This window comes from Paracoccus sp. SSK6 (genome assembly GCF_039770665.1).
In the GTDB taxonomy this organism is placed as follows: Bacteria; Pseudomonadota; Alphaproteobacteria; order Rhodobacterales; family Rhodobacteraceae; genus Paracoccus.
In genome coordinates this window covers 122,466-144,750 of the sequence record NZ_JBDPNJ010000001.1, presented here as the reverse complement: position 1 = coordinate 144,750, position 22,285 = coordinate 122,466, and the positions used below count along the sequence as shown (strand labels likewise).

At 67.7% G+C, this 22,285-nt stretch carries 24 protein-coding genes; 16 read left to right on the top strand and 8 right to left on the bottom strand.

The window, feature by feature from the left end:
• Positions 1 to 4: 4 nt before the first annotated feature.
• A complete protein-coding gene (locus tag AAIL68_RS00720) occupies positions 5 to 1,651 on the bottom strand; it encodes an MFS transporter (protein ID WP_347137569.1) in 1,647 nt (548 codons plus the stop codon).
• A 355-nt stretch (positions 1,652 to 2,006) separates the two neighbouring features.
• Between AAIL68_RS00720 and AAIL68_RS00715 the strand changes: the two genes are divergently transcribed.
• The 3 genes from AAIL68_RS00715 (at position 2,007) to AAIL68_RS00705 (ending at position 4,747) form a co-directional block, all read left to right on the top strand.
• Positions 2,007 to 2,840: a L,D-transpeptidase gene (locus tag AAIL68_RS00715; protein WP_347137568.1), complete on the top strand. Its 834-nt coding sequence runs from the start codon at positions 2,007 to 2,009 to the stop codon at positions 2,838 to 2,840.
• Between the two features lie 124 nt (positions 2,841 to 2,964).
• Positions 2,965 to 3,783, top strand: coding sequence for a hypothetical protein (locus tag AAIL68_RS00710; protein WP_347137567.1), 819 nt, complete (start codon positions 2,965 to 2,967; stop codon positions 3,781 to 3,783).
• Positions 3,784 to 3,796: 13 nt separating this feature from the next.
• On the top strand, positions 3,797 to 4,747 hold the full coding sequence (locus AAIL68_RS00705; protein ID WP_347137566.1) for a lytic transglycosylase domain-containing protein: 951 nt from the start codon (positions 3,797 to 3,799) through the stop codon (positions 4,745 to 4,747).
• A 60-nt stretch (positions 4,748 to 4,807) separates the two neighbouring features.
• Here AAIL68_RS00705 and AAIL68_RS00700 read toward each other — a convergent pair whose 3' ends face one another.
• On the bottom strand, positions 4,808 to 5,185 hold the full coding sequence (locus AAIL68_RS00700) for a hypothetical protein (protein ID WP_347137565.1): 378 nt from the start codon (positions 5,183 to 5,185) through the stop codon (positions 4,808 to 4,810).
• Between the two features lie 111 nt (positions 5,186 to 5,296).
• Entirely contained in the window at positions 5,297 to 7,498 is a 2,202-nt protein-coding gene (locus AAIL68_RS00695) for a primosomal protein N' (RefSeq protein ID WP_347137564.1), read from the bottom strand.
• A 101-nt stretch (positions 7,499 to 7,599) separates the two neighbouring features.
• On the opposite strand from AAIL68_RS00695, the gene fsa reads away from it, so the two are divergent.
• The 7 genes from fsa to AAIL68_RS00660 all read left to right on the top strand — a co-directional run bounded on the left by fsa (position 7,600) and on the right by AAIL68_RS00660 (position 12,153).
• Positions 7,600 to 8,256 carry a fructose-6-phosphate aldolase gene (fsa, locus tag AAIL68_RS00690; RefSeq protein WP_347137563.1) on the top strand — a complete coding sequence of 219 codons (657 nt, stop codon included), beginning with the start codon at positions 7,600 to 7,602 and terminating at the stop codon, positions 8,254 to 8,256.
• A gap of 15 nt (positions 8,257 to 8,271) precedes the next feature.
• Positions 8,272 to 8,967, top strand: a complete 696-nt coding sequence (locus tag AAIL68_RS00685; protein WP_347137562.1) for a DUF484 family protein — start codon at positions 8,272 to 8,274, stop codon at positions 8,965 to 8,967.
• The gene (locus AAIL68_RS00680) at positions 8,964 to 9,893 is read left to right on the top strand and encodes a tyrosine recombinase XerC (RefSeq protein WP_347137561.1); all 930 of its coding nucleotides are present in this window, start codon (positions 8,964 to 8,966) and stop codon (positions 9,891 to 9,893) included. Before AAIL68_RS00685 ends, AAIL68_RS00680 begins: the two co-directional genes overlap by 4 nt.
• Positions 9,894 to 9,950: 57 nt before the next feature.
• The gene (msrA, locus tag AAIL68_RS00675) at positions 9,951 to 10,526 is read left to right on the top strand and encodes a peptide-methionine (S)-S-oxide reductase MsrA (protein ID WP_347137560.1); all 576 of its coding nucleotides are present in this window, start codon (positions 9,951 to 9,953) and stop codon (positions 10,524 to 10,526) included.
• Entirely contained in the window at positions 10,526 to 11,398 is an 873-nt protein-coding gene (locus AAIL68_RS00670; RefSeq protein ID WP_347137559.1) for a 50S ribosomal protein L11 methyltransferase, read from the top strand. The genes msrA and AAIL68_RS00670 overlap by 1 nt, the downstream gene beginning before the upstream one ends.
• Positions 11,399 to 11,563: 165 nt before the next feature.
• Positions 11,564 to 11,770: a cold-shock protein gene (locus tag AAIL68_RS00665; protein ID WP_207470517.1), complete on the top strand. Its 207-nt coding sequence runs from the start codon at positions 11,564 to 11,566 to the stop codon at positions 11,768 to 11,770.
• A 131-nt stretch (positions 11,771 to 11,901) separates the two neighbouring features.
• Positions 11,902 to 12,153 (top strand): DUF982 domain-containing protein, encoded by a 252-nt coding sequence (locus AAIL68_RS00660; protein ID WP_347137558.1) that lies wholly within the window; start codon positions 11,902 to 11,904, stop codon positions 12,151 to 12,153.
• A 68-nt stretch (positions 12,154 to 12,221) separates the two neighbouring features.
• Here the strand turns inward: AAIL68_RS00660 and AAIL68_RS00655 are convergent, their stop codons facing one another.
• Together AAIL68_RS00655 and AAIL68_RS00650 are read right to left on the bottom strand one after the other, a co-directional pair.
• Positions 12,222 to 12,416, bottom strand: coding sequence for a DUF1127 domain-containing protein (locus tag AAIL68_RS00655; protein WP_347137557.1), 195 nt, complete (start codon positions 12,414 to 12,416; stop codon positions 12,222 to 12,224).
• A gap of 190 nt (positions 12,417 to 12,606) precedes the next feature.
• The gene (locus tag AAIL68_RS00650) at positions 12,607 to 13,326 is read right to left on the bottom strand and encodes a 16S rRNA (uracil(1498)-N(3))-methyltransferase (protein ID WP_347137556.1); all 720 of its coding nucleotides are present in this window, start codon (positions 13,324 to 13,326) and stop codon (positions 12,607 to 12,609) included.
• Between the two features lie 13 nt (positions 13,327 to 13,339).
• Between AAIL68_RS00650 and ubiA the strand changes: the two genes are divergently transcribed.
• From ubiA to AAIL68_RS00635, 3 genes are all read left to right on the top strand, one after another.
• Entirely contained in the window at positions 13,340 to 14,278 is a 939-nt protein-coding gene (gene ubiA / locus AAIL68_RS00645) for a 4-hydroxybenzoate octaprenyltransferase (RefSeq protein ID WP_347137555.1), read from the top strand.
• Positions 14,279 to 14,340: 62 nt separating this feature from the next.
• A complete protein-coding gene (locus AAIL68_RS00640; RefSeq protein ID WP_347137554.1) occupies positions 14,341 to 16,485 on the top strand; it encodes an OmpA family protein in 2,145 nt (714 codons plus the stop codon).
• Between the two features lie 24 nt (positions 16,486 to 16,509).
• Positions 16,510 to 16,830, top strand: coding sequence for a hypothetical protein (locus AAIL68_RS00635; protein ID WP_347137553.1), 321 nt, complete (start codon positions 16,510 to 16,512; stop codon positions 16,828 to 16,830).
• A gap of 321 nt (positions 16,831 to 17,151) precedes the next feature.
• Here AAIL68_RS00635 and AAIL68_RS00630 read toward each other — a convergent pair whose 3' ends face one another.
• Genes AAIL68_RS00630 through AAIL68_RS00620 form a run of 3 tightly spaced genes read right to left on the bottom strand, consistent with a single transcriptional unit; the run spans position 17,152 to position 19,255 of the window.
• Complete coding sequence (locus tag AAIL68_RS00630) at positions 17,152 to 17,487, bottom strand: SMR family transporter (protein ID WP_347137552.1); 336 nt, start codon at positions 17,485 to 17,487, stop codon at positions 17,152 to 17,154.
• A gap of 17 nt (positions 17,488 to 17,504) precedes the next feature.
• The gene (locus AAIL68_RS00625; protein ID WP_347137772.1) at positions 17,505 to 18,869 is read right to left on the bottom strand and encodes an aminotransferase; all 1,365 of its coding nucleotides are present in this window, start codon (positions 18,867 to 18,869) and stop codon (positions 17,505 to 17,507) included.
• A gap of 59 nt (positions 18,870 to 18,928) precedes the next feature.
• Positions 18,929 to 19,255: a TfoX/Sxy family protein gene (locus AAIL68_RS00620; protein ID WP_347137551.1), complete on the bottom strand. Its 327-nt coding sequence runs from the start codon at positions 19,253 to 19,255 to the stop codon at positions 18,929 to 18,931.
• Positions 19,256 to 19,317: 62 nt separating this feature from the next.
• On the opposite strand from AAIL68_RS00620, the gene miaB reads away from it, so the two are divergent.
• The 3 genes from miaB (at position 19,318) to AAIL68_RS00605 (ending at position 22,070) form a co-directional block, all read left to right on the top strand.
• Entirely contained in the window at positions 19,318 to 20,649 is a 1,332-nt protein-coding gene (gene miaB, locus AAIL68_RS00615; protein ID WP_347137550.1) for a tRNA (N6-isopentenyl adenosine(37)-C2)-methylthiotransferase MiaB, read from the top strand.
• A 24-nt stretch (positions 20,650 to 20,673) separates the two neighbouring features.
• On the top strand, positions 20,674 to 21,609 hold the full coding sequence (locus AAIL68_RS00610; RefSeq protein ID WP_347137549.1) for a hypothetical protein: 936 nt from the start codon (positions 20,674 to 20,676) through the stop codon (positions 21,607 to 21,609).
• A gap of 98 nt (positions 21,610 to 21,707) precedes the next feature.
• On the top strand, positions 21,708 to 22,070 hold the full coding sequence (locus AAIL68_RS00605) for a hypothetical protein (RefSeq protein ID WP_347137548.1): 363 nt from the start codon (positions 21,708 to 21,710) through the stop codon (positions 22,068 to 22,070).
• Positions 22,071 to 22,285: the final 215 nt, after the last annotated feature.

Here is a 22,285-nt window from a genome sequence, read left to right as displayed (position 1 = left end):
CTCCTTACACGTCGATCTTGCCGATCAGGGGCATGTCATCCTCGGGGCCGACGCTGTCGCGCTCGATCATGCGGTGGACCAGGGGATCGCCCTCGCCCTGGTGCAGGGCGCGCAGGGCCACGGTGATTTCCGCGTCCGATTTCGTGCGGCGCAGGTTGTGGCGCACATATTCGTCCCAGGTGGCGATGTGATAGCTTTCGGACCATTGGTCGGGATGTTCCAGGTCGCGCAGCAGCGCCCAGTTCCGCGCCCCGTCGCGGCGGCGGACATTGCGGCGCAACTGCATCAGGCGCAGGAATTCCGGCACGTCCTTCTGCGCGATCTGGTAATCGACCATGACCATGATCGGACCCGAGCGCCCGCGCAGATCGATCCGCAGCGCCGGCTCGCGGAAGCGGTTGACCGGGTCCAGATCCGCGGTGCCGAAATCGGGCGCGCGGAACCAGTGGCCGATGACCGCGCCCGCCAGCAGCACGCCACCCGCCGCCGTCAGGGCATCGCCCACGCCATGCGATCCCGCGATGCCGCCCCAGACCCAGGATCCCGCCGCCATGCCCCCGAAGGTCGCCGTCTGGTACAGCGCCAAGGCGCGGGCCACGACCCAGCGCGGCGTGGACAGTTGCACCGTCACGTTGAACAGCGACAAGGCCAGCACCCAGGACGCCCCGGCGGGCAGCAGCGCCAGGGCGTGCAGCCAGACATTCTGCGTCTGTCCCAGCACCACCGCCGACAGCGCGAAACCGGCGAATGCCATGCGCACGATGTTTTCATTGTCATAGCGCGCCCGGATGCGCGGGTTCAGCGCGGCCCCCGCGATGGCGCCGATCCCGTAGCAGCCCAGCAGCCCGCCGAACAACATCGACCCGCCTTCGGGGTGGGCCTTGGCGACCAGCGGCAGCAGCGCCAGCACGGACACGGCGGCAAAGCCGAACAGCGCGCCGCGCCCGATCACCCGCGTCAGGTTCGGCGACAGGAAGACATAGCGCAGCCCGGCGGCCACGGCGGGCAGGAATTCCTCGGGCGGGGCGGTGCGCGGGGCGATGTTCGGACGCCAGCGGAACAAGGCGCCCAGCAGCGGCGCATAGCTGGCGGCATTGACCGCGAAAGCCGCCGCCGCCCCGAAGGCCGCCACGATGAAGCCGCCCGCCGCAGGGCCGACGCTGCGCATCAGGTTGAAGCCGACCGAGTTCAGCGTCACCGCCGCAGGCAGGTCGGCGCGCGGCACCAGATCGCCCATGCTGGCCTGCCAGGGCGGGTTATACAGCGCCTGCCCCGCCCCGATCAGGAAGGTGAAACCCAGCAGAAGCCAGGGCGTCAGCCATCCCTGCCAGGCGACGATGGCCAGGGCCAGCGACACGGCGGCCATGAAGCATTGCGCGAACATCAGGATCGCCTTGCGGTCGAAGATGTCGGCCAGCGCACCCGAGGCCAGCGCCAGCAGCATGATCGGCAACGTGTTCGACGCCTGCACCAGCGCGATCAGCGTGGCGCTGTCGGTCAGCTGCGTCATCAGCCAGGCCGCGCCCACCGCCTGCACCAGCCCCCCGAAGTTCGAGATCAGCGTCGCCCCCCACAGCAGCCGGAAATCGGGATAGCGGAAGGGGGCGAGGGCGGAAGGCGATGCGGGCCGGGATGCTGTCTGATCGGTCACGGGAACTGTCGCTCTGGCTTTGGGGCGCAGCCTAACCAGCCGGGCGGCATGAGGCAATCTGCGGGCAATCTGCGGTCGTGCATGGCGTGATGCTTGTGCCGGTGAAACCAAAACAAACGACAAGTTGTTCCAGCGTCAGCCAATCTTGAACAGACTGCCACCCTTTCGCCACAACGCAGGGTCAGGTATCCCCCGGATCCGGCTGCGAGGCTTGACGACCCGTGCCTGTGACGGGCTGATGAAACTCTGCGCGAATCACCCCTGACCTGCCATCGGGGGCGATCAAGACGAAATGTACACGCTGCCGGCGTCGGGAATGCCCGTGCTGCCGTATATGCCATGAAGGAAGATGAAGATGCGTCTCGTTACCCTGTTCACGGCGGTTGCCCTGGGGCTTGCCGCATGTGGAAGCAGCCAGCCGATCACGCTGGCCAACCCCACGGTGCCCGAAGCCTACCAGGCCCGGACGGATACCGGCCCCAACGGAGAGCCGATCCAGATCCCCGCGGTCCGCGCCGCCTACCTGAACGAACGCAACCAGCGCCAGCAGGTCGCCTATAACGGCCCCGAGGCGCCGGGCACGATCGTCGTCGATCCCTATGCGCGGGTGCTGTATCACGTCCAGCCGGGCGGCCAGGCGATGCGCTATGGCGTGGCCGTGGGCAGGGCGGGCACGGGCTATGCCGGAACCGCCACGATTGCCCGCAAGGCGACCTGGCCCAGCTGGCGCCCGACCGACAACATGATCCGCACGCAGCCCGATCTGTATGCGCAGTTCGCGGGCGGCCTGTCCGGCGGGATGCACAACCCGCTGGGGTCGCGGGCGCTGTATCTTTATGAAGGCGGGCGCGACACCTATTACCGCATCCACGGCACGATGGACCCGTCCTCGATCGGCAAGGCCACCTCGGCGGGCTGCATCCGGCTGTTCAACCAGGACGTGATGGACCTGTTCGGCCAGGTCAGCACCGGCACCACGGTCCATGTCCGCAGCGAGGCCGAAAGCCTGCGCTATGAAGGGCCGATGATCGAGACGCCCGAAGGCTATGTTGAACCCGCCAACCAGGCGCAGACCGCCATGGCGGCGGTGCCGTCGCAGGTGACGGACCCTTACGCGGTGACCACGATCTCGACCCCCGCCTCGGCTCCGGTCACGACGATGTCGCCCGTGGAAAGCGCCGTTCAATAAGGCGTGGCCCCCGGACCACGGGATTTGGCCCTGGCTTGCGCCAGGGCCTTTCCATTTGCAAATCCAGAAAATCTCTTTCAACATCCGCCGCAAAAATCAGGCCGCGTGGCCCAAGGGAACAGCGATGCCCAATTATACCAGCCTCGAACAGGAGCTGCTGACGGACGAACAACAGGTCTTGACCGGCAACAGCCGCGGCGCGGCCCTGAAGGGGCTTGACGACGCGGCGCTGTCGGGGCTGATCGCGGATCTGAAAGGGGCGATTGCCCAGGCGGCCCCGGTGGGCGAGGATGGCCAGGTGTCCCCCAGGGAACTGCTGTCCACCGCCCTGCGCCGCGCCCAGGCCGAACGGCGCAAGCGCAAGCAAGCCTCTCAGCCCGAATCCGCCGCCCAGGCCGAGGCCCCCAAGCCGGCCGAGGTGACGGTCGCCAAGCCTGCGGCGGCGTCCAAAGCCGCCAAGCGCGCCCCGGCCTCGCCCGCGCGCAAGCCTGCGGGCCGCGAAAAGGCCGAAACGCGCAAGGCCGACCTGCGCACCGGGTCGCGCCGCGTGTCCAAGGTCGGTGCCAAGCCCCCCATCGACACGGCCGAAGCCAAGCCTGCCGCAAAACCGAAGGTCGCCCCCAAGCCTGCGGTCGTGGAAGCCGCGCCCCAGACGCAGGCGCCTGCGGCCTTGGGCGCGGAAGACGCCAAGGCCGCGCGCAAGGCGGAACGCAAAGCCGCCAAGCAGGCCGAGAAGGAGGCGCGCAAGGCTGCCCGGAAGGCCGAAAAGAAGGCCGCCAAACAGGCCGAGAAAGCCGCCCGCAAGGATGCCGAAAAGGCCGCCCGGAAAGCCGAGCGCAAGGCATCCGGCAAATCCGGCAAGAAGGCGGGCAAGGACAAGGCGGATAAGGACGGGGCGGATAAGGACAGGGCGGGCAAGTCCAAGCCCTCCGAGACCGAATGATTTCTGCACGGCGATGATCTTCCCTGCCCGGTTCCTTCGCCGCAGCCTGACCCGCCTGATCGGGCCGACGCTTGCCCTGCTGATGGCGGCGCCGGCACTTCATGCCGCGCCCGCCGCCGGAACCGAGCCGGCCCCGCCCGCGCAGCAATCGGACAAGGTGCGCTGCACGGAGGACGGGCGCAGCTGCATCCGGCTGGATCACTATGTCGCCGATGTCTGCATGCTGATCGAGGAAAGCGCCCGTGAACACAGACTGGATCCCAATTTCCTGGCCCGCCTGCTGTGGAAGGAAAGCCGGTTCGAACCCGGCGCGATCAGCCCCGTGGGCGCGCTTGGCATCGCCCAGTTCATGCCCGGCACGGCGGAACTTTACGACCTGAAGGATCCGTTCAACCCCGCCCAGGCGATCCACAAGTCCGCCTGGTATCTGCGTTATCTGACCGATACCTTCGGCAATATCGGCCTGGCCGCCGTCGCCTATAATGGCGGAGAGAACCGCGCGGCCCGCTTTGTCGGCCAGAACGGGGGGTTGCCCTATGAAACCCAAGACTATGTCGCCGCCATCACCGGCTTCGAGGCGCTGCGCTGGCGCGACAACCCGCCCCCGGACAGCGAGCTGAAGCTGGCGCTGGATCCCGACATGGCGTTCCGCCCGGCCTGCGAAAAGCTGGCAGGCGACCGCCGCTTGCGCGAATTCATGGTCCAGCCCAAGGTCTTCCCCTGGGGCGTGATCGTGGCCAGCCATCCCAGCCAGTCGGGCGCATCCCGCCAGGTCGCGCGCCTGAACCGCAGCCTGCGCCCGATCCTGGGCGACAAGCAGGTGGGCTATGTCCGCAAGCGCCTGACGGGAATGCCGCGCGCCGTCTATACCGCGCAGGTTGGCTGGGACAGCAAGGCCGAGGCCAACCGCTTCTGCGCCCGCTTCAAGCAGCTGGGCGGGAGGTGTATTGTGCTGAGGAACTGAGGCTCAAACCCGGCCAAGGGCCCACGATTCAGCAGAAGGGTGCCGGCCGCCCGCGTAATGCTATCTGACCGTCACGGTCACGCAGCCGGACAGGGTCTTGCCGCGCACCTGGGGCGTCGTGTTGCGGATGCAGAACCGGTCCTGCCCGGCAAAGCCTGCGGGCGGCATATAGACGATCCCCTGCGGTGAAACGCCGATCCTTCCGGCAGCGGGCGCGCGGGTCAGCGCAAGTTCGGTCGCGGGCGTGCGGGTGCCCTTCGCATCGTCGATGAAGGCGGGATGGTCGATCACGCAGGACTGCTCGCCCAGGCGCATCTCGTATTGGCCATTGCCCTTTCCGCTTGCCCAGCCACGGCCCAATCCGCCGCTGCATTCGGCATCGGCGGCGGAACCAAGAACAAGGAGCAGGGGAATGATCGCGGCAGAAAACATCGACATGCGCATCTCACCCTCCGAACTGACAAACAGCGCAATCCAAACTCGATTCGCCGGGCGAGGATAGGAAAAATTCCATAAAATCATCCGGTTGCTTGACCCCCACCCAAGGGCTCACAGGAAGCTTTGAGGGTCGATGTCCACCGACAGGCGCAGGTTCGCGGGCGGCTTGTGGGGCGCCAGCCAGTCCGCGATCGCCGCCTGGATGGGCGCCTGGCGGGGCGCGTGGATCAGCATCCGCATCCGGTGCCGCCCCCGGATGCGGGCGATGGGCGCAGGGGCCGGTCCCCACAGTTGCGCGCCCGCCTGTTCCAGCGGCGCGGCATGGGCGGCCAGGTGGCGGGCGAAATCGGTGACGATGCCTAGGTCGGGATGGGACAGGATGATCCCCGCCAGCCGCCCGAAGGGGGGCATCCCGTTGGCTTGGCGGGCGGCGGCCTCGGCGTTCCAGAAGGCCTCGTCCTCGCCCGAGAGGATCGCGCGGATCACCGGATGGTCGGGCTGGTGGGTCTGCAGCATCGCCATTCCCGGCGCGGCGCCCCCTTGGCGCCCGGCCCGGCCCGCGACCTGCCGCATCAGTTGAAAGCTGCGTTCCGCCGCGCGCAGGTCGGCGCCCTGCAGGCCCAGGTCGGCGTCGATCACCCCCACCAGCGTCAGGCGCGGGAAGTTGTGGCCCTTGGCCACGATCTGCGTGCCGATGATGATCTGGGTGTCCCCGTCGGCGATCTCGGCGATGGTGTCCTTCAGCGCGCGGGCCGAATGGAACAGGTCGGACGACAGGACCGTGGCCTTGGCGTCGGGAAAGCGGGCAGCGACTTCTTCCGCGATGCGTTCGACGCCGGGGCCGATGGGGGCCAGCTTGCCCTCGACCTTGCAGGACGGGCAGGCGAGCGGGATGGGCCGCGTCTCGCCGCATTGATGGCAGACCAGGCGGTTCTGGAAGCGGTGTTCGACCATCCGTGCGTCGCATTGATGGCAGCCGATCTGTTCGCCGCAGGCCCGGCACAGCATCACCGGTGCATAGCCGCGCCGGTTCAGGAACAGCAGCGCCTGTTCCCCCTTGGCCAGCCGCGATTCGACCGCCCCCGCCAGCGTGGGGGAAATCCAGCGCCCCGATGCCATCTCCTCGGCCCGCAGGTCGATGGCGGCCATGTCGGGCAGTTCCGCCGTGCCGTAGCGCGAGCGCAAGTCCAGCCGCCGGTATTTCCCGACGCCCGCGTTCACCCAGCTTTCCAGGCTGGGCGTGGCCGAGGCCAGCACCACCTGCGCCCCGTTGATGGATGCGCGCAGCACCGCCATGTCGCGGGCGCTGTAATAGACCACGTCCTCCTGTTTGTAGCTGCTATCGTGTTCCTCATCGACGACGATCAGGCCCAGGTCGCGGAAGGGCAGGAACAGCGCGGACCGCGCGCCGACGACAAGGCCCACCTCGCCGCGCCCGGCCATGTGCCACAACCGGCGGCGTTCCGTGCGGGTGATGCCGCTGTGCCATTCGCCGGGACGCGCGCCGAACCGCGCCTCGACCCGGTCCAGAAACTCGGCGGAGAGCGCGATTTCCGGCAGCAGGACCAGCGCCTGACGGCCCTGCGCCAGACATTCGGCGACGGCCTCCAGATAGACCTCGGTCTTGCCCGACCCGGTGACGCCGCGCAGCAGGGTGGTGCCGTATGCGCCCGAACGGACGGCCTCGCGCAGGGCATCCGCCGCCGCCTGCTGTTCCGTATCCAGCGGCTTGCCGGGGCGCGAGGCGTCCAGCCGGGGATAAGGCAAGTCGCGCGGCGCCTGGATCTCGGCCAGCGTGCCCGCCGCAACCAGACCCTTGACCACCGCCGTGCCGACCCCCGCAAGCTGCGCCAGTTCGGACGGCGCGAAGCTTGCCCCGCCATGATCGGCCAGCACCTGCATCACGCGTTCCCGCGCCTCGGTCATGCGCGACGGGGGAACGCCGCCCGGCACGATCACGCGGCGCGCGGCGGGCGGCTGATCCAGGTCGGGCGCCCGCGTCGCCATGCGCAGCATCAGCGGCAGCGGCGTCAGGGTGTAATCGGCGGCCCGCGTCAGGAACTCCAGGAACCGCGCATCAAAGGGCTCGGCATCCAGCACGCGCGCGACGGGGCGCAGCTTGGCAAGGTCGAAATCGCCCACGCCTTCGCCCATGACCAGGCCCACGACCCGGCGCGGCCCCAGCGGCACCAGAACCAGTTGGCCCTGCGCCACGCCGCCTTCGGGCGCCAGATAGTCCAGCACGCCCACCGGCTCCACCGTCAGGACGGCGATCCGGGCGCGTGCGGGGTAAAAGGCGGGAAGGGTTTTCATCGCCCCTGATAAAAACCTCCGCCGCCCTTGTTGCAAGCCCGCCCTTCCGGCGGACGGGCTTTTGCGCTATCACCCCGCCCGAACCTTACGGGAGCCTCGCCATGAAATTCTTCCTTGATACCGCCGATGTGGACGCCATCCGCGAACTGAACGACCTGGGCATGGTCGATGGCGTGACCACCAACCCGTCGCTGATCCTGAAAGCCGGCCGCAATATCGAGGAGGTCACCCGCGAGATCGCGGAGATGATCGATGGTCCCGTCAGCGCCGAAGTGGTCGCCGACAAGGCCGAGGACATGATCCGCGAAGGCCGCCACCTGGCGCAGATCGCGCCCAATATCGCCATCAAGGTGCCGCTGACCTGGGACGGGCTGAAGGCCTGCCGGACCTTTGCCGACGAAGGCCACATGGTCAACGTGACGCTGTGCTTCACCGCGGCCCAGGCGATCCTGGCCGCCAAGGCGGGCGCCACCTTCATCAGCCCCTTCATCGGGCGGCTGGACGACATCGGCCTGGACGGCGTGGACCTGATCGCCGACATCCGCGAGATCTATGACAACTATGGCTATGAAACCCAGATCCTCGCGGCCTCCATCCGGTCGGTGAACCACATCGTCGAGGTGGCCAAGATCGGCGCCGACGTGATCACCGCGCCCCCCGCCGTCATCAAGTCGATGGCGAAGCATGTCTTGACGGACAAGGGTCTGGAACAGTTCAATGCCGACTGGGCCAAGACCGGTCAGAAGATCGGCGGATAAGGCAAGGGGACAGGGATGACGGCGGAAGCACAGGCGGGGCTTGACCCCGAGACACGCGACAAGCTTCTGGCCGATCCCGGCGTCATCCTGGCCGACCGCGACCTGATGCGCGCCCTTGTCGCCGCGCGAGAGGCCGAGGTGGGCGACAACGTCATCGACATCCGCGGCCGCGCCATGGAGGCGCTGGAAACCCGGCTTGACCGGCTAGAACATCAGCATGAAAGCGTGATCGCCGCGGCCTTCGACAACCAGTCGGGCACGGCGGTGATCCATCGCGCGGTGATCGGGCTGCTGGAATCCTCCGATCTGACGGAACTGGTGGACAGCCTGCAATCGGACATCGCGCCGCTGTTGCGGATCGAGACGCTGCGGCTGGTGGTCGAGCCCGACCCCGCCATCCCCGGCCTGCCCGAGGATGCGGTGGTGGTTCCCGAAGGCGCCATCGGCCGGATCATCGCGGCGGGGCGGCGCACACCGCGCGGCGACGACATCGTGCTGCGCCCGGCATCACCCATCACGCAGATCATGCATGGCCGGGCCGTCGCATCCGAGGCGCTGCTGCCCATCGACCTGGGCGCGCGGCGCCCGCGCGCCATGCTGTTGATGGGCAGCGCCGACAAGGCCCGCTTCATGCCCGCGCACGGCACCGACCTTTTGCGGTTCTTCGCCCAAGTCTTCCGGCTGGTGCTGCTGTCGCGGCTGCGCGGATGACCGCGCCGCTGGCATTGGCCCCCGCCATGGCCGACGCCCTGTCCCGTTGGCTGGAGGTCGAGGCCGCGACCCGTGACCGTTCCGATCACACCATCACCGCCTATCGCGCCGACCTGCTGGCCTTTCTGGCCTTCCTGGGCGGCCATCACGGCCAACCCGCCACGCCGAAATCGCTGGCCCAACTGCGCCAGACCGACATGCGCGCCTTTGCCGCGTCCGAACGCGCGCGGGGCCTGGGCGCGCGGTCGCTGGCGCGGCGGCAATCGGCGGTGCGCAGCTTCCTGCGCTGGATCTCGGACCGCGAAGGCCATGATCTCTCTGCCGCCCTGTCCACGCGCAGCCCGAAATATACCCGCTCCCTGCCCCGCCCGCTAACCCCCGATCAGGCGCGCGACACGCTGGACATGGTGGCGGTGGGCCATGATACCCCCTGGGTCGCCGCCCGCGACACGGCGGTGATGACCATGCTGTGGGGCTGCGGGCTGCGCATCTCCGAGGCGCTGAACCTGAACGGCTCCGATTGGCCGTTCCGCGACAGCCTCCTCATCACCGGCAAGGGCGGACGGCAGCGGCAGGTTCCCGTGCTGCCCGTGGCGCGCGACGCGGTGGCCGACTACCTGCGCCAATGCCCCTGGCCGCTGGCCCCCGACCAGCCGCTGTTTCGCGGCGTGCGGGGCGGGCGGCTGTCGCCCGGAATCGTGGACGGGGCGATGCGCAACGCCCGCGCGGCGCTTGGCCTGCCGCCGACAGCCACGCCCCATGCGCTGCGCCATTCCTTTGCCACGCATCTGCTGGCCGCAGGCGGCGACCTGCGCACCATCCAGGAACTTCTGGGCCATGCCAGCCTTTCGACCACGCAGGTCTATACCGGCGTCGATGACGCGCATCTGATGGCCGTCTATCAGGCCGCGCATCCCCGTGGCTAGGGTCGAACCCCGCCCCGCCCTGCCGCGTTTAACGCGCAGGATCAGAAGGATATCACCATGACCACACATGCGATCTTCAACCGGCCGATGGACGCGCCCGTCCCGCAGGGCTTCGACCAGGCGGTCTTCGGCATGGGCTGCTACTGGGGCGTCGAACGGCTGTTCTGGAAGCAGAACGGCGTCTGGCTGACGCAGGTGGGCTTTGCGGGCGGCACGGTCGAGAATCCGACCTATGACCAGGTGAAGACCGGGTCCACGGGACATGCCGAGGTCGTGCGCATCGTCTATGACAGCTCCAAGATCAGCTATGACCACCTGCTGCAACTGTTCTGGGAAAACCACGACCCGACCCAGGGCGACCGGCAGGGAAACGATGTGGGCACCCAGTATCGCAGCCTCATCATGACCTTCACCGACAGCCAGCGCGCCGCCGCCGAGGCGTCGAAGATCGACTATGACAACCGCTTGGCCGTGGGCGGTTTTGGCAAGATCACCACGCAGATCATCGGCCCCGCGCCCTTCTGGCCCGCGCATGACGCACACCAGCAGTATTTGGAAAAGAACCCCGACGGTTATTGCGGGTTGAAAGGCACGGGGATAGAGGCGTCCATGCCCAACCCGGATCCGATCTGATGACCACCTATTCCGCGCTGACCCACGTCCAAGGCCGCGAGGCCGCCGAAGCCCTGGCCGAGGCCTGCGAGGGGCTGGAGCCCGAACCCGTCGGCACCGGCGTCTTCGAGATCGAGGACGGCTCGAACCGCTGGGAAGTCGGCGCCTATTTCACGGAAAGCCCCGACGAGATCGCCCTGGCCCTGCTGGCCGCCGCCTACGGCGCCAATCCCTTCGCCATTTCCGAAGTGCCGGATGTCGATTGGGTCGCCCATGTGAAGCGCGAGCTGACCCCCGTGCGCGCGGGCCGTTTCTATGTCCACGGCAGCCACGATGCCGACACGATCCCCGAAGGCGTCGAGGCGCTGTGCATCGAGGCCGCGATGGCCTTCGGCACGGGGCATCACAACACCACCAAGGGCTGTCTCGAGGCGCTGGACCGGCTGGCAACCCAGGGCTTCCAGCCGCACCGCATCGTCGATATCGGCTGCGGCACCGCCGTGCTGGCGATGGCGGCGGCACGGCTGTGGCCGGTGACGGTGCTGGCCAGCGACATCGACGCGGTGGCGGTCGATACGGCGGCGGCCAACGTGATCGCCAACGGCCTGGACGGCCGGGTCGTCTGCATCGAGGCCGCAGGCTTCGGTCATCAGATGCTGGAGGACAACGCGCCCTATGACCTGGTGCTGGCCAATATCCTCAAGCAGCCACTGATCGACCTGGCGCCGCAGATGGCCACAATGGTCGCGCCCGGCGGCAGGATCATCCTGTCCGGCATCCTGACCACGCAGGCGGAAGAGGTGGTCGCGGTCTATCAGGACGCGGGCTTTGCGCTGGACCGGCGCGACGATCTGGCGGAATGGTCCGCGCTGACCCTGCAGCGCCGGAAATGACCGTCGCAGGCCAAGCTTGAAAAAGCGGTCGCGATTCGCTATGTAGGGCTGGCTACGTTCTTCTTTCGACCTTCTGTCTCCTTTCGGCTTCAGATGTTCCTTCGACGACACCAAGCCGGGCCATCGCATGTCGCGGATGGCAGACCCAAAACAGGAGACATCACGATGGCCAACGGCACCGTGAAATGGTTCAACGCCACCAAAGGCTTCGGCTTCATCCAGCCCGAGCATGGCTCGAAGGACGTGTTCCTTCACATCTCGGCCCTGGAGCGCGCGGGCATCCGCGACATCCGTGACGGCCAGGCGATCACCTTCGACGTCGAAAAGGGCCGCGACGGCCGCGAATCGGCGACCAACGTCGCGCTGGCATAAGCTGCCCCTTGATGCGGCAATGGTGTGACCCGCCATTGCCATGAAAACCGGATGGCGGCACCGGCCGCCATCCCCTCCCGATCCCAGGACGCAATCGCGCGGGATCGGACAATCCCCATGAAAGAACCGTTTTGATAGAGATCAACTGGGGCAAGCCCCTGTCTTTCGTCATCGCTCCAGATGGCGAGGTGAAAACCTTTACCACCCTTGAAACCGCAGCATATTGGCTGCAACGCAAATGGCCGGTCGATGACGTGCAGCGCCGCCATGCCGCGCAGATGCTGGACGCCGCCGCCCATTGCATGACCCCGGTCGGATCGGCGCGCAAGGCCTTCACCGATGCCGCCCGCAGCGCCGGTTTCCGCACCGTCAACAGGCACTAGCCGCCCAAGAAAAAACCCCCTCTGCATCCGCATTGGGGGTTCGTTCGTCTTGAAGGGATGGCTATGGCTTAGAAGCCGCGCGCGATCCGCTCGATGTCGCCGCGGCACAGACCGATATCGTCCAGCTCGCGATCCGACAGGCGGCTCAGTTCCCGACGGGTCACGCGGGCATCGTTCCACGTGGACAGCATCGAGAAGAAGTTCGCAACGACATTGCCAACGCCCCCAGCAGCAGCACTGCGGTTCAGTTCCATCGTCGACATTTTCATCACCTGTTTCAGAAGTGCCCGACCATCGGGCAATCGCTTCATGCAGCAGGATATAGATTGAGCAGTCAAAAAAGAGTAGCTGCGGGCCCGGCAATGCCGCTATGCAGCAAATGCAGGTTTCCCCTAGGTTAACAAGGCCAAAGTGTCGTTTTCCGGCCCTGGAATGCCGCATTGCAGAATCGCTTCAGCGCCAATCCCCCACAGCCGCCTGCCACAGCGCAAGTGCCGCAACGGCAGCCGTGTCGGCGCGCAGGATCCGTGGCCCCAGGCTGATGCGACTCACGAAGGGAAGGGCCGACAGCCGGGCGCGTTCGGCCTCCGAAAAGCCCCCCTCGGGGCCGATCAGGATGGCCCATGACCCGCGCGGCAGGCCTGCCAGCGTTTCTGCCGGCCCCGCCATCGCCTCGTCCGCCCAGAGGATGCGGCGGGAGGCGTCCCAGCCGTCCAGCAGGCGCGACAAGGGGACCAGATCGTCAACCGGGGGGACAAAGGTGCCGCCGCATTGTTCGGCCGCCTCGGTGGCATGGGCCTGCAGGCGGTCCTGGCGGATGCGTTCGGAATTGGTGTGATCGGTCTGCACGGGCAGGATGTGCGCGGCCCCCATCTCGGCCGCCTTTTCGACGATGAAGTCGGTCCGCGCCTTCTTGATGGGCGCGAAGACCAGCCACAGGTCGGGCGGATTCCGCTGCGGCGCGGTCTGCTCCAGCACGTCCAGCGATCCGCCGCGCTTGGTCACGCTTGCGACACGCGCGGCCCAGGCGCCGTCGCGGCCATTGAAGACCTCGATCACGGCGCCCGGCGGCAGGCGCATGACGCCCGACAGGTAATGCGCCTGGTCCGCGTCCAGCGGGACGGGTTGTCCCGGCGCCAGCGGGTGATCTATGAAAAGCCTGATCCTTGCCATGGGGCCAGACGCTATGCAAAGCCGGACGGAAAGACCAGATGCCGTCGTTGACGCGCCGAAGGGCAACTGGGTGGACACCATCGCGCCCCCGGCCTGGAGGCCATGGCTGCGGCTCTCCCGCGCTGACCGGCCCATCGGCACTTGGCTTCTGCTGCTGCCCTGCTGGTGGGGGATCGGGCTTGCCATGATGGCCGACGGTCCCCGATGGGCGGACCTGTGGATCGCCATCGCCTGCGGCATCGGCGCCTGCGTGATGCGCGGGGCGGGTTGCACCTGGAACGACATCACCGACCGCGACATCGACGACAAGGTGGCCCGCACCCGGTCGCGGCCCCTGCCCAGCGGCCAGGTGACGCTGCGCGGGGCTTACCTGTGGCTGGTGGCGCAATGCCTGGTGGGCTTCGTGATCCTGCTGACGCTGGACCGGGCGGCGATCTGGATGGGCGTGGCCTCGCTGGCGCTTGTGGCGATCTATCCCTTTGCCAAGCGCTTCACCTGGTGGCCGCAGGTCTTCCTGGGCCTTGCCTTCAACTGGGGCGTGATGCTGGCCTATGCCGCGCATATGGGGCGGCTGGACGCGGCGCCGGTGGTGGCCTGGTTCGCAGGCATCGCCTGGACGATCTTCTACGACACCATCTATGCCCACCAGGATGTCGAGGACGACGCCCTGATCGGCGTGAAATCCACCGCCCGGCTGTTCGGCGAAAACAGTCCGCGCATCCTGGCGGGCTTTGCGGTGCTGGCGGTTCTGCTGCTGGCAGTCGCCATTTTCCTGTCGGGTCGCAATCTGTTGATGGGTTATGCAGGGCTTGCCGGTTTCGCGGCGCATCTGGCCTGGCAGTTGCGGAATTTCCAGCCGGAACAAGGCGCTGTCTGCCTGCGCCTGTTCCGGTCGAACCGCGATGCCGGGCTGATCCTTGCGCTGTTTCTTGCCTTGGCCGGTCTGGTCTGATTGCGCGAAGCGCCCCCCGCCGCTAGATCCGGGGCCACGGAAACAGCCCAAGGTCATGGCCCATGCCCCGCAGGCGGCTTGCCTCGTCCATCGCCACGCTTCTTGTCCTGTCCGCTGCGGGCGGGCTGTGCTGGCTGGGCGCCGACCGGGCGGCCAGCTATATCGAACAGCAGTCGCGCCAGGACGTGGAACAGGCGCTGCAGGCGTCAGGGCAGGACTGGGTCCGGGTCGCGACCGACGGGCTGCAGGTCCGTCTGACCGGCACCGCGCCCACCGAGATCGACCGCTTCCGCGCCGTGACCCAGGCGGGCACGGTGGTCGATCCGTCGCGCGTGGTGGACGGGATGACCCTGGCCTCGGTCGCGGAACGCCCGCCGCCCGACTTCAAGGTCGAACTGCTGCGCAACGATCAGGGCATTTCGCTGATCGGGCTGGTTCCCGCCTCGACCGACCGGGCAAGGCTGGTGCGCAGCCTGCGGTCTGACACCGCCGCGCCCGCCGTGACCGATCTTCTGGAAACCGCCGACTATGCCGTGCCCGACAACTGGGACGCGGCCATCCAATACGGGCTGCGCGCCGCGCAGATGGCGCCGCGGGCCAAGATCTCGGTCCAGCCGGGGCGCGTCACGATTGCCGCCCTCACCGACAGCCGCGAGGAAAAGGGACGGCTTGAGGCCGCCTTGCGCAAGGCCCTGCCCGCCGGGGTGGATTTGGTCGCCGACATCTCGGCCCCGCGCCCGGTCGTCGCGCCCTTCACGCTGCGCTTCGTCATCGACGACAGGGGCGCCCGCTTCGAATCCTGCGCCGCCGATACCCCCGAAGGCCGCGACCGCATCGCCGCCGCCGCGATGAAGGCAGGGGTGAGGGATGTCCCGGCCTGCACGCTGGGGCTTGGCGCCCCCTCGCCCGACTGGGCCGATGCTGCGGCTGCCGCGATCGACGCGGTGGGCGCCTTGGGCCAGGGCGCGGTCACGCTGTCGGATGCCGATGTGTCCCTGACGGCGCCGCCCACGGTCGAAAAAGCCGCCTTCGACAGCGCGGTCGCCGCCTTGCAGCAGTCCCTGCCCCCGGTGTTTTCGCTGCAATCCGAGCTGGAAACCGCCCCCGACAGCACCTTGCAAGGCCCCGCCGAATTCACGGCCACGCTGTCGGAGACCCAGATGCTGGACATGAAGGGGCGCATCAGCGACGACCGGATGCGGGAAACCGTGGACAGCGTGGCCCGCGCGCGCTTTCCGGCGGTGCAGGCGGATCTGGTGAACGACCCTTCGGTCCCAAGCGGCTGGACGGTGCGGGTCATCGGCGCGCTCGAGGCGCTGAACACCCTGCAATCGGGCAGCCTGCGGGTCACGCCCGACCTGATCCGAATCACCGGCACCTCGGGCGATCCGGCGGCGCCCGAGGCTGCGGCGGCGCGGCTGGCCGAACGCCTGGGGCCGGGCGCGGCCTACGAATTTGCGATCCGGTACGACCGCCGGCTGGATCCGACGCTGAACCTTCCCGACGGGCCCGAATGCGTGCGCCAGCTGAACATCGTCATGTCTGAAGCAGAGATCGGGTTCGAGCCGTCGAAGGCCGCCATCGCAGGCGATCCCGCGCCCACGCTGGAGCGGCTGGCCGGCATCATGGCCGAATGCGCCGATTTCCGGCTTGAGGCGGGCGGGCATACGGATGCCCAAGGCTCCGAAGGCTTCAACGCCGACCTGTCGCGCGGCCGGGCGCAGGCCCTGGTCGCCGCCATGGCGGATGCGGGCATCGACGTGACCAACATGACCGCGCGCGGTTACGGCGAAAGCCAGCCCATCGCCAGCAACGAGACCGAGGAAGGACGCGAGGAAAACCGCCGCATCGAGTTCCGGCTGCTGTCCGATTATCCGGTGCGCAACGCGCCCCTGCCCCCGCCGGTGACGCTGTCGGGCGTCACCGCCGAGCCCGCGCCCCCCGACCACCCGGCCGAGGATCTGATCGGCCCCGTTCAGCCAGATCCCGTCCTGATGATCGGCCCCGTCCGCCCGGATGCCCCCCTGCCGCAGCCGCAGATGTTCGGCCCCGCCATGCCGCAGGCCAGCATCGGGCCGGTGGCCCCCGCCACCGTCGGCGCCAGCGAGGTTTTCCAGACGCTGGACGAGCGCGAGGAAAACCTTAGGCTGCCCGTGCAGACGCCCACGCCCGACACGCCGCGCCCCTCGCCCCGGCCCGGCGAATGAACCGCCCTAACTGACCGGACCCGCATGGATCGCACCGAATTCATCACTGCCACCGCGCTTGTCCTGTTCGGCGCCTTCGTGCTGGGCTGGTTCGCAAGCTGGCTGATCGGGCGGCTGACCCGCCCCAGCCCCGCCGACCTGCGCGACCTGGAACGCAGGCTGCGCGAGGCCGAACACCAGCGCGACGCAGCCCTTGCCGCAGGGCAGGACCGGGAGGGGGATCTGTCGGCCCGCCTTGCGGCGGCCGAGGCGGAACTGGCATCCGCCATGGACGGCCTGCGCGAAAGCCGCACCGAGATCGAGGAATTGCGCGACTATATCGAACGCAAGCTGGCGCGGCGCTAGGGGGGATCGGCATTCGTCCCTGCGTCGCCCTTGATCTGGCGAAGGCCATCGCCTTCGCCGCGCGATGCCATATCCAGCAACACCGCCGGGCCTCAAAGGCCCGGCCAGCGCCCGCCCCGCCCCCAAGCGGGCGCTTCACGCCCCCCCTGGGGTCGGGCGCTGGCCTCTCGGGGTCGTGCGGTTGATATGTCTCTGATGGCACCCGATCACGCGGGCGGGGAAACGCATGGGTTTCCTGGTCCCGCCCGGTCATGGAAGCGGACCGCACCGCTTCTGTAGCTGCTGAATGCCGATCCGCCCCAACCGTCGCGACCGGGACGCTCAATGCGTCATGGTCTTGGAAAAGACGTTGATGACGACGACCCCCGCCAGGATAAGCGCAAGGCCCAGGATCGCGGGTCCGTCCAGGGCTTCCCGATACCAGATCCAGGCCACCGCCGAGATCAGCACGATGCCCATGCCCGACCAGATCGCATAGACGATGCCGGTCGGGAACACGCGCATGGAAAAGGACAAGAGCCAGAACGCCACCACATAGCCCAGCACGGCAATGACGCCGGGCACAGGCTTCGTGAAGCTGGCGGATCGGGCCAGGGCGGTCGTGGCGATCACCTCGGCCACGATCGCCAGCATCAGCACGGCATAATGCCTGGTCACGGGCGCCGCCTTTCGGCCTATGCCACCTCGGCAAAGACCGTCTTCAGCGCCCGTTCCAGCTTGTCGAAGATCTCGTCCATCTGCGCCTCGGTCAGGATGAAGGGCGGGCAGAGCACGATGGACTGGCCCAGCGGGCGGCAGATCAGGCCAAGGTCGGTGCAGGCGTTGGCGATGCGTTCGCTGACCGACAGATGCGCATCGAAGGGCGTTTTCGTGGCCTTGTCGCGCACCGCCTCAAGCGCCCACATGAAGCCCACGCCGCGCAATTCGCCGATATGGTCGCTGCGCTCCATGATGGCGCGCAGGCCCGCCTCCAGCCGGGGGGCAAGGCGTTTCACATTGTCCGCCAGCCCTTCGTTCATCACCACGTCGATGGCCTTCAGCGCGATGGCGCAGCCGACCGGGTGGCCGGACGCGGTGAAGCCATGCGGGAATTCCTCGATCCGGTCGATGGCCGCCTGCAGCCGGTCGGTCAGGTCCGGCCCCAGGATCACCGCGCCCATCGGGAACAGCCCGGCGGTCAGGTTCTTGGACGAAATGATCGCGTCGGGCATGAAACCGTAGGTCTGGCAGCCCCAGGTGTTGCCGGTGCGCCCGAAGCCCGTGATGACCTCGTCCGAGATCATCGGAATGCCGTATTTCTTCAGGATCGGCAGCACCGCCTGGAAATAGCCTGCCGACGGCGGGATCACGCCCCCCGCGCCCTGCACGGGTTCGGCAAAGAAGCCCGCGATGGTGTCGGGGCCTTCCCGCTGGATCGTGTCTTCCAGTTCCTGCGCCAGCCTCTGGGTGAACTGCTCCTCGGTCTCGCCTTCTGCGCCATAACGCCAGTAATGCGGGCAGGTCAGGTGGATGAAGCCGGGCAGCGGCAGGCCGAAGACCTCGTTATAGGGCTTGCCGGTCATGCTGGCCGATACCGCGGTGACGCCGTGATAGGCGTTCCAGCGGGTCAGGATCTTGCGGCGCTGCGGGTTGCCTTCGGAAGCGTGCAGGAACCACAGCATCTTGACCATGGTGTCATTCGCCTCGGACCCCGAGTTCGTGTAGAACACCTTGCCGCGTTCGAAGGGCGAGACCTCGACCAGCTTTTCGGACAGCATCACGGTCTGGTCGGACAGGCGCCCGAAGAAGGCGTGGTATCCGGGAAAGCGGTCGTACTGGGCCTTCGCGGCATCCACCAGGCCCTTGTGGTCAAAGCCCGCGACCATGTTCCACAAGCCGGAATTGGCGTCCAGGTAGCGGCGGCCGTTCACATCGACGACATAGGGCCCCTCGCCATGGGTCAGCACGACCGCGCCGCGGCTGGCGACGCTGGGCAGGTCCGTGAAGCCGTAAAGCGAATATTCGTCGGCGCGGGCTTCCCAGCTTTGCGGTTTGTTCATCATCGCCTCCATCGGTTTGCCCGCAGGCTAGCCGGGCCGATGCGGGCGTTCAATGGGCGTCAAGGGCGGCGCAACCCGATCAGGTCCAGTTCCGCCTCGATCCCCGACAAAGGGGCGCCGCGAACCTCGGCCACAAGCGCGTCGAAGCGTTCGCGCAGCGCGGCCTTCTCCGCGCCCCGGCAGTCGTTCCACGGGCGGCCCTGCAGCGCCATCGCCAGCACGTAATAGCCGATGAAATGCGGCCGCTCGCCTGCGACCAGCAGGGCGCGATAGGCGTCATGCGCGCCGATCCGGCGCAGGGCGGCGGCATCCGGCACGCCCGCCGCGATCAGCGCCTTGGCCGTCGCCGGGCCGATATTGGTGATCGCCGTCAGGTCGCTGTCCATGGCCCGCTTTCCATTTCGCCGTGTTTGCTGTATCAGCACGCGATCCTCAAGGACAGCACGGCATGACCGACCAAGCCAATCCCCCGGCAGTGAAAAAGCTTTTCATCAAGACCTATGGCTGCCAGATGAACGTCTATGACAGCCAGCGCATGGCCGAGGCCATGGGCGCGGAAGGCTATGTCCTGACCGAGGATCAGGCGGACGCCGACATGGTCCTGCTGAACACCTGCCATATCCGCGAGAAGGCGGCCGAGAAGCTGTATTCCGACCTGGGCCGCCTGAAGCCGCTGAAGGCCGAGAAACCGGACCTGAAGATCGGCGTCGCAGGCTGCGTGGCCCAGGCAGAGGGCGAGGAGATCGTGCGCCGGATGCCGCTGGTCGATCTGGTCGTGGGGCCCCAGACCTATCACCGCCTACCCGCCATGGTGCGCGGAGAGGCCCCCGCGATCAACACCGACTTCCCCGAGGAAGACAAGTTCGACCACCTGCCCGCCCGCCGGGCCACCCGCCGCGCGCCTGCGGCCTTCCTGACCGTGCAGGAGGGTTGCGACAAGTTCTGCGCCTTCTGCGTCGTCCCTTATACGCGCGGGGCCGAGGTCAGCCGCCCCGTGGACCGCATCCTGCGCGAGGCACGCGACCTGGTGGATCGCGGCGTGCGCGAGATCACCCTGCTGGGCCAGAACGTCAACGGCTGGCACGGCGCGGGATCGGACGGCGAATGGGGCTTTGGCCGCCTGATCCGCGCGCTTGGGGATATCGAGGGGCTGGAGCGGATCCGCTATACCACCAGCCATCCCAACGACATGGGCGAGGATCTGATCGCCGCGCATCGCGACATCCCGCAACTGATGCCCTATCTGCACCTGCCGGTGCAGTCGGGCAGCGATCGGATCCTCAAGGCGATGAACCGCAAGCATACGGCGGCGCAGTACCTGCGCCTGATCGACCGCATCCGCGAGGCGCGGCCCGACATCATGCTGACCAGCGACTTCATCGTGGGCTTTCCGGGTGAAACCGACGCGGACCATCAGGACACCCTGCGCCTTGTGGCCGAGGTGGGGTTCGGCACCGCCTTCAGCTTCAAGTATTCGCCCCGCCCCGGCACCCCCGCCTATGACCGCCCCGAGGTGGACGGGAATGTGGCCGACGAGCGGTTGCAGGAATTGCAGGCCCTGCTGACGAAACAGCAGAAGGCCGCACAGGAGGGTATGGTCGGGCGCACCTTGGGCGTGCTGTTCGAAAAGCCGGGTCGCAAGGACGGGCAGATGATCGGCAAGTCGGATTACCTGCATTCGGTCTTTGTCGATGCCCCACAGGCGCAAGTCGGTGATCTGGTCCGTGTCCGCATCGTCGAAAGCGCCTCGAATTCGTTGCGAGGAGAGTTGGCGGCCTGAGAGCGCCGCCTGTCCGGGAACCTGATGACAGAACTGCAGACACTTGCCCGCAGCGACGATTACCAGATCACGCTGCACAAACCCGACGGCCCCGACGGCGATCCGGTCGTCGTCACCTTCGGAGGGATGCCTTCAGGTCTTGCGCCCGGCGGGTTCGGGACCAGGTTCTGCCTTGGCCAAGGGTGGACCACGATCTATGTCGCGCAACGCGCCCTGAGCCAGTACCAGGGCCTGGATCTGGCGGCGTTCCGGGCAGCGGTCGCCCCCGTCGTCGATGGCCGGGACGTGGTCTGCTATGGCTCCAGCCTGGGGGGCTATGCGGCGCTGTATTACGGCGGGACGATCAACGCCCGCATCGTCGCCGCGGCCCCGCGCCTGCCCGCCTGGCCACCGATCACCACGCCGCAGATGAGCATTCCGCTGGTTCACGAACCCCTGCATGACGTTCCGCGCAGCCGGTCGGCCCCCGTGGTGATCTATGATCCCAGGGTGGCCCATGACCGCACTACGGTCGAGCGGATGGTCAAGCCCGCCTATCCCGATGTGCGGCTGGTCGAACTGCCCCATTTCGGCCACACCGTCCTTGCGGCCATCGCGGCGGCGGGCGCGCTGCCGACCTTCATGGCGGCGCTGATCCGCGACGACGTGCTGCTGCCACTGGACATGCCGACCGATGCCAATCCCGGTTGGCATCTGCGCAAGGGACAGTCCCTGGCCAGTGCCGAGCCCCGGGTCGCGCTGGATCATTTCCGCAGGTTCTTCGACCTGGCGCCCTCGTCCAGAAGCCTGTCGGTGCTGCTGAACCATCTGATCAACACGGGCGGCATCGAAGATGCGCAAAGCCTGCTGGACCGGGCCGAGGACATGGGCGACCCCGACCTGGTTCTTTCGCCGCATGTGACGAAGCGCGCGACCAAGGCGGGCCTTGTCCTGCAGCGGCGCGGCGCGACCGGGGACTGAGGGAAACCGGCAGGCTCGCGGCCCCGCAAAATCCATCGCCTCCGGAACCGCCCCCCGCGCGCGCGGTTGAACCCGATGCATCACGCGAGGAGGGCAGGATGGAGGACGACCGGGTCTGGAACTTCGAGGAAAGCCTGTGGCGCGCGTCAGGGGAACGCTATCACGAACGGGTCGATCCCGAATGCATCATGGCGCTGAGCCACGCCCCCCATGTCTTCGCGGGCCAGGCCGCCATCGACGCCGTGAGCGGCACCCCCGACTGGGACGAGGTGACGTTTGACGACAAGAACGTGTCCCGGCCCGAAGAAGGGATGATCGTGCTGGGCTACAAGGTCACGGCGGCAAAGGGCGATACGCGGTTCAAGGCGGCCTGCACATCCGTCTACCGCCGCCGGGCGCATGACGACTGGACGGTGGTCCAGCACGCGCAGGTGGTGCCATCGGGCGGTGAAAGCCGCTAGGGTAAAAAGGCGGCCGGTCCCCAGGAACGCGCGAACATAGGGGGACCGGCCTTCTTTCGCGCCAATGGCCGGCGCGAAAGCCTGCGACGCCGTGTCATCGCCAAAGCCGCGATGATCGGCGCTATGGTTGAAGACCGGCCCCCAGGAACGCGCGAACAGGACAGGGGCCGGTCTCTTTCGCCAGCAGTGGTGGACGCGGCGAAAGCTCGGGGTGG

Excerpts from the sequence above, each read along its gene's own strand:
- AAIL68_RS00715 (WP_347137568.1), top strand. The coding sequence starts at position 2,007 with ATGCGTCTCGTTACCCTGTTCACGGCGGTTGCCCTGGGGCTTGCCGCA.
- AAIL68_RS00710 (WP_347137567.1), top strand. The coding sequence starts at position 2,965 with ATGCCCAATTATACCAGCCTCGAACAGGAGCTGCTGACGGACGAACAA.
- AAIL68_RS00705 (WP_347137566.1), top strand. The coding sequence starts at position 3,797 with ATGATCTTCCCTGCCCGGTTCCTTCGCCGCAGCCTGACCCGCCTGATC.
- AAIL68_RS00700 (WP_347137565.1), bottom strand. The coding sequence starts at position 5,185 with ATGTCGATGTTTTCTGCCGCGATCATTCCCCTGCTCCTTGTTCTTGGT.
- AAIL68_RS00695 (WP_347137564.1), bottom strand. The coding sequence starts at position 7,498 with ATGAAAACCCTTCCCGCCTTTTACCCCGCACGCGCCCGGATCGCCGTC.
- fsa (WP_347137563.1), top strand. The coding sequence starts at position 7,600 with ATGAAATTCTTCCTTGATACCGCCGATGTGGACGCCATCCGCGAACTG.
- AAIL68_RS00685 (WP_347137562.1), top strand. The coding sequence starts at position 8,272 with ATGACGGCGGAAGCACAGGCGGGGCTTGACCCCGAGACACGCGACAAG.
- AAIL68_RS00680 (WP_347137561.1), top strand. The coding sequence starts at position 8,964 with ATGACCGCGCCGCTGGCATTGGCCCCCGCCATGGCCGACGCCCTGTCC.
- msrA (WP_347137560.1), top strand. The coding sequence starts at position 9,951 with ATGACCACACATGCGATCTTCAACCGGCCGATGGACGCGCCCGTCCCG.
- AAIL68_RS00670 (WP_347137559.1), top strand. The coding sequence starts at position 10,526 with ATGACCACCTATTCCGCGCTGACCCACGTCCAAGGCCGCGAGGCCGCC.
- AAIL68_RS00665 (WP_207470517.1), top strand. The coding sequence starts at position 11,564 with ATGGCCAACGGCACCGTGAAATGGTTCAACGCCACCAAAGGCTTCGGC.
- AAIL68_RS00655 (WP_347137557.1), bottom strand. The coding sequence starts at position 12,416 with ATGTCGACGATGGAACTGAACCGCAGTGCTGCTGCTGGGGGCGTTGGC.
- AAIL68_RS00650 (WP_347137556.1), bottom strand. The coding sequence starts at position 13,326 with ATGGCAAGGATCAGGCTTTTCATAGATCACCCGCTGGCGCCGGGACAA.
- ubiA (WP_347137555.1), top strand. The coding sequence starts at position 13,340 with ATGCAAAGCCGGACGGAAAGACCAGATGCCGTCGTTGACGCGCCGAAG.
- AAIL68_RS00640 (WP_347137554.1), top strand. The coding sequence starts at position 14,341 with ATGCCCCGCAGGCGGCTTGCCTCGTCCATCGCCACGCTTCTTGTCCTG.
- AAIL68_RS00635 (WP_347137553.1), top strand. The coding sequence starts at position 16,510 with ATGGATCGCACCGAATTCATCACTGCCACCGCGCTTGTCCTGTTCGGC.
- AAIL68_RS00625 (WP_347137772.1), bottom strand. The coding sequence starts at position 18,869 with ATGAACAAACCGCAAAGCTGGGAAGCCCGCGCCGACGAATATTCGCTT.
- AAIL68_RS00620 (WP_347137551.1), bottom strand. The coding sequence starts at position 19,255 with ATGGACAGCGACCTGACGGCGATCACCAATATCGGCCCGGCGACGGCC.
- miaB (WP_347137550.1), top strand. The coding sequence starts at position 19,318 with ATGACCGACCAAGCCAATCCCCCGGCAGTGAAAAAGCTTTTCATCAAG.
- AAIL68_RS00610 (WP_347137549.1), top strand. The coding sequence starts at position 20,674 with ATGACAGAACTGCAGACACTTGCCCGCAGCGACGATTACCAGATCACG.
- AAIL68_RS00605 (WP_347137548.1), top strand. The coding sequence starts at position 21,708 with ATGGAGGACGACCGGGTCTGGAACTTCGAGGAAAGCCTGTGGCGCGCG.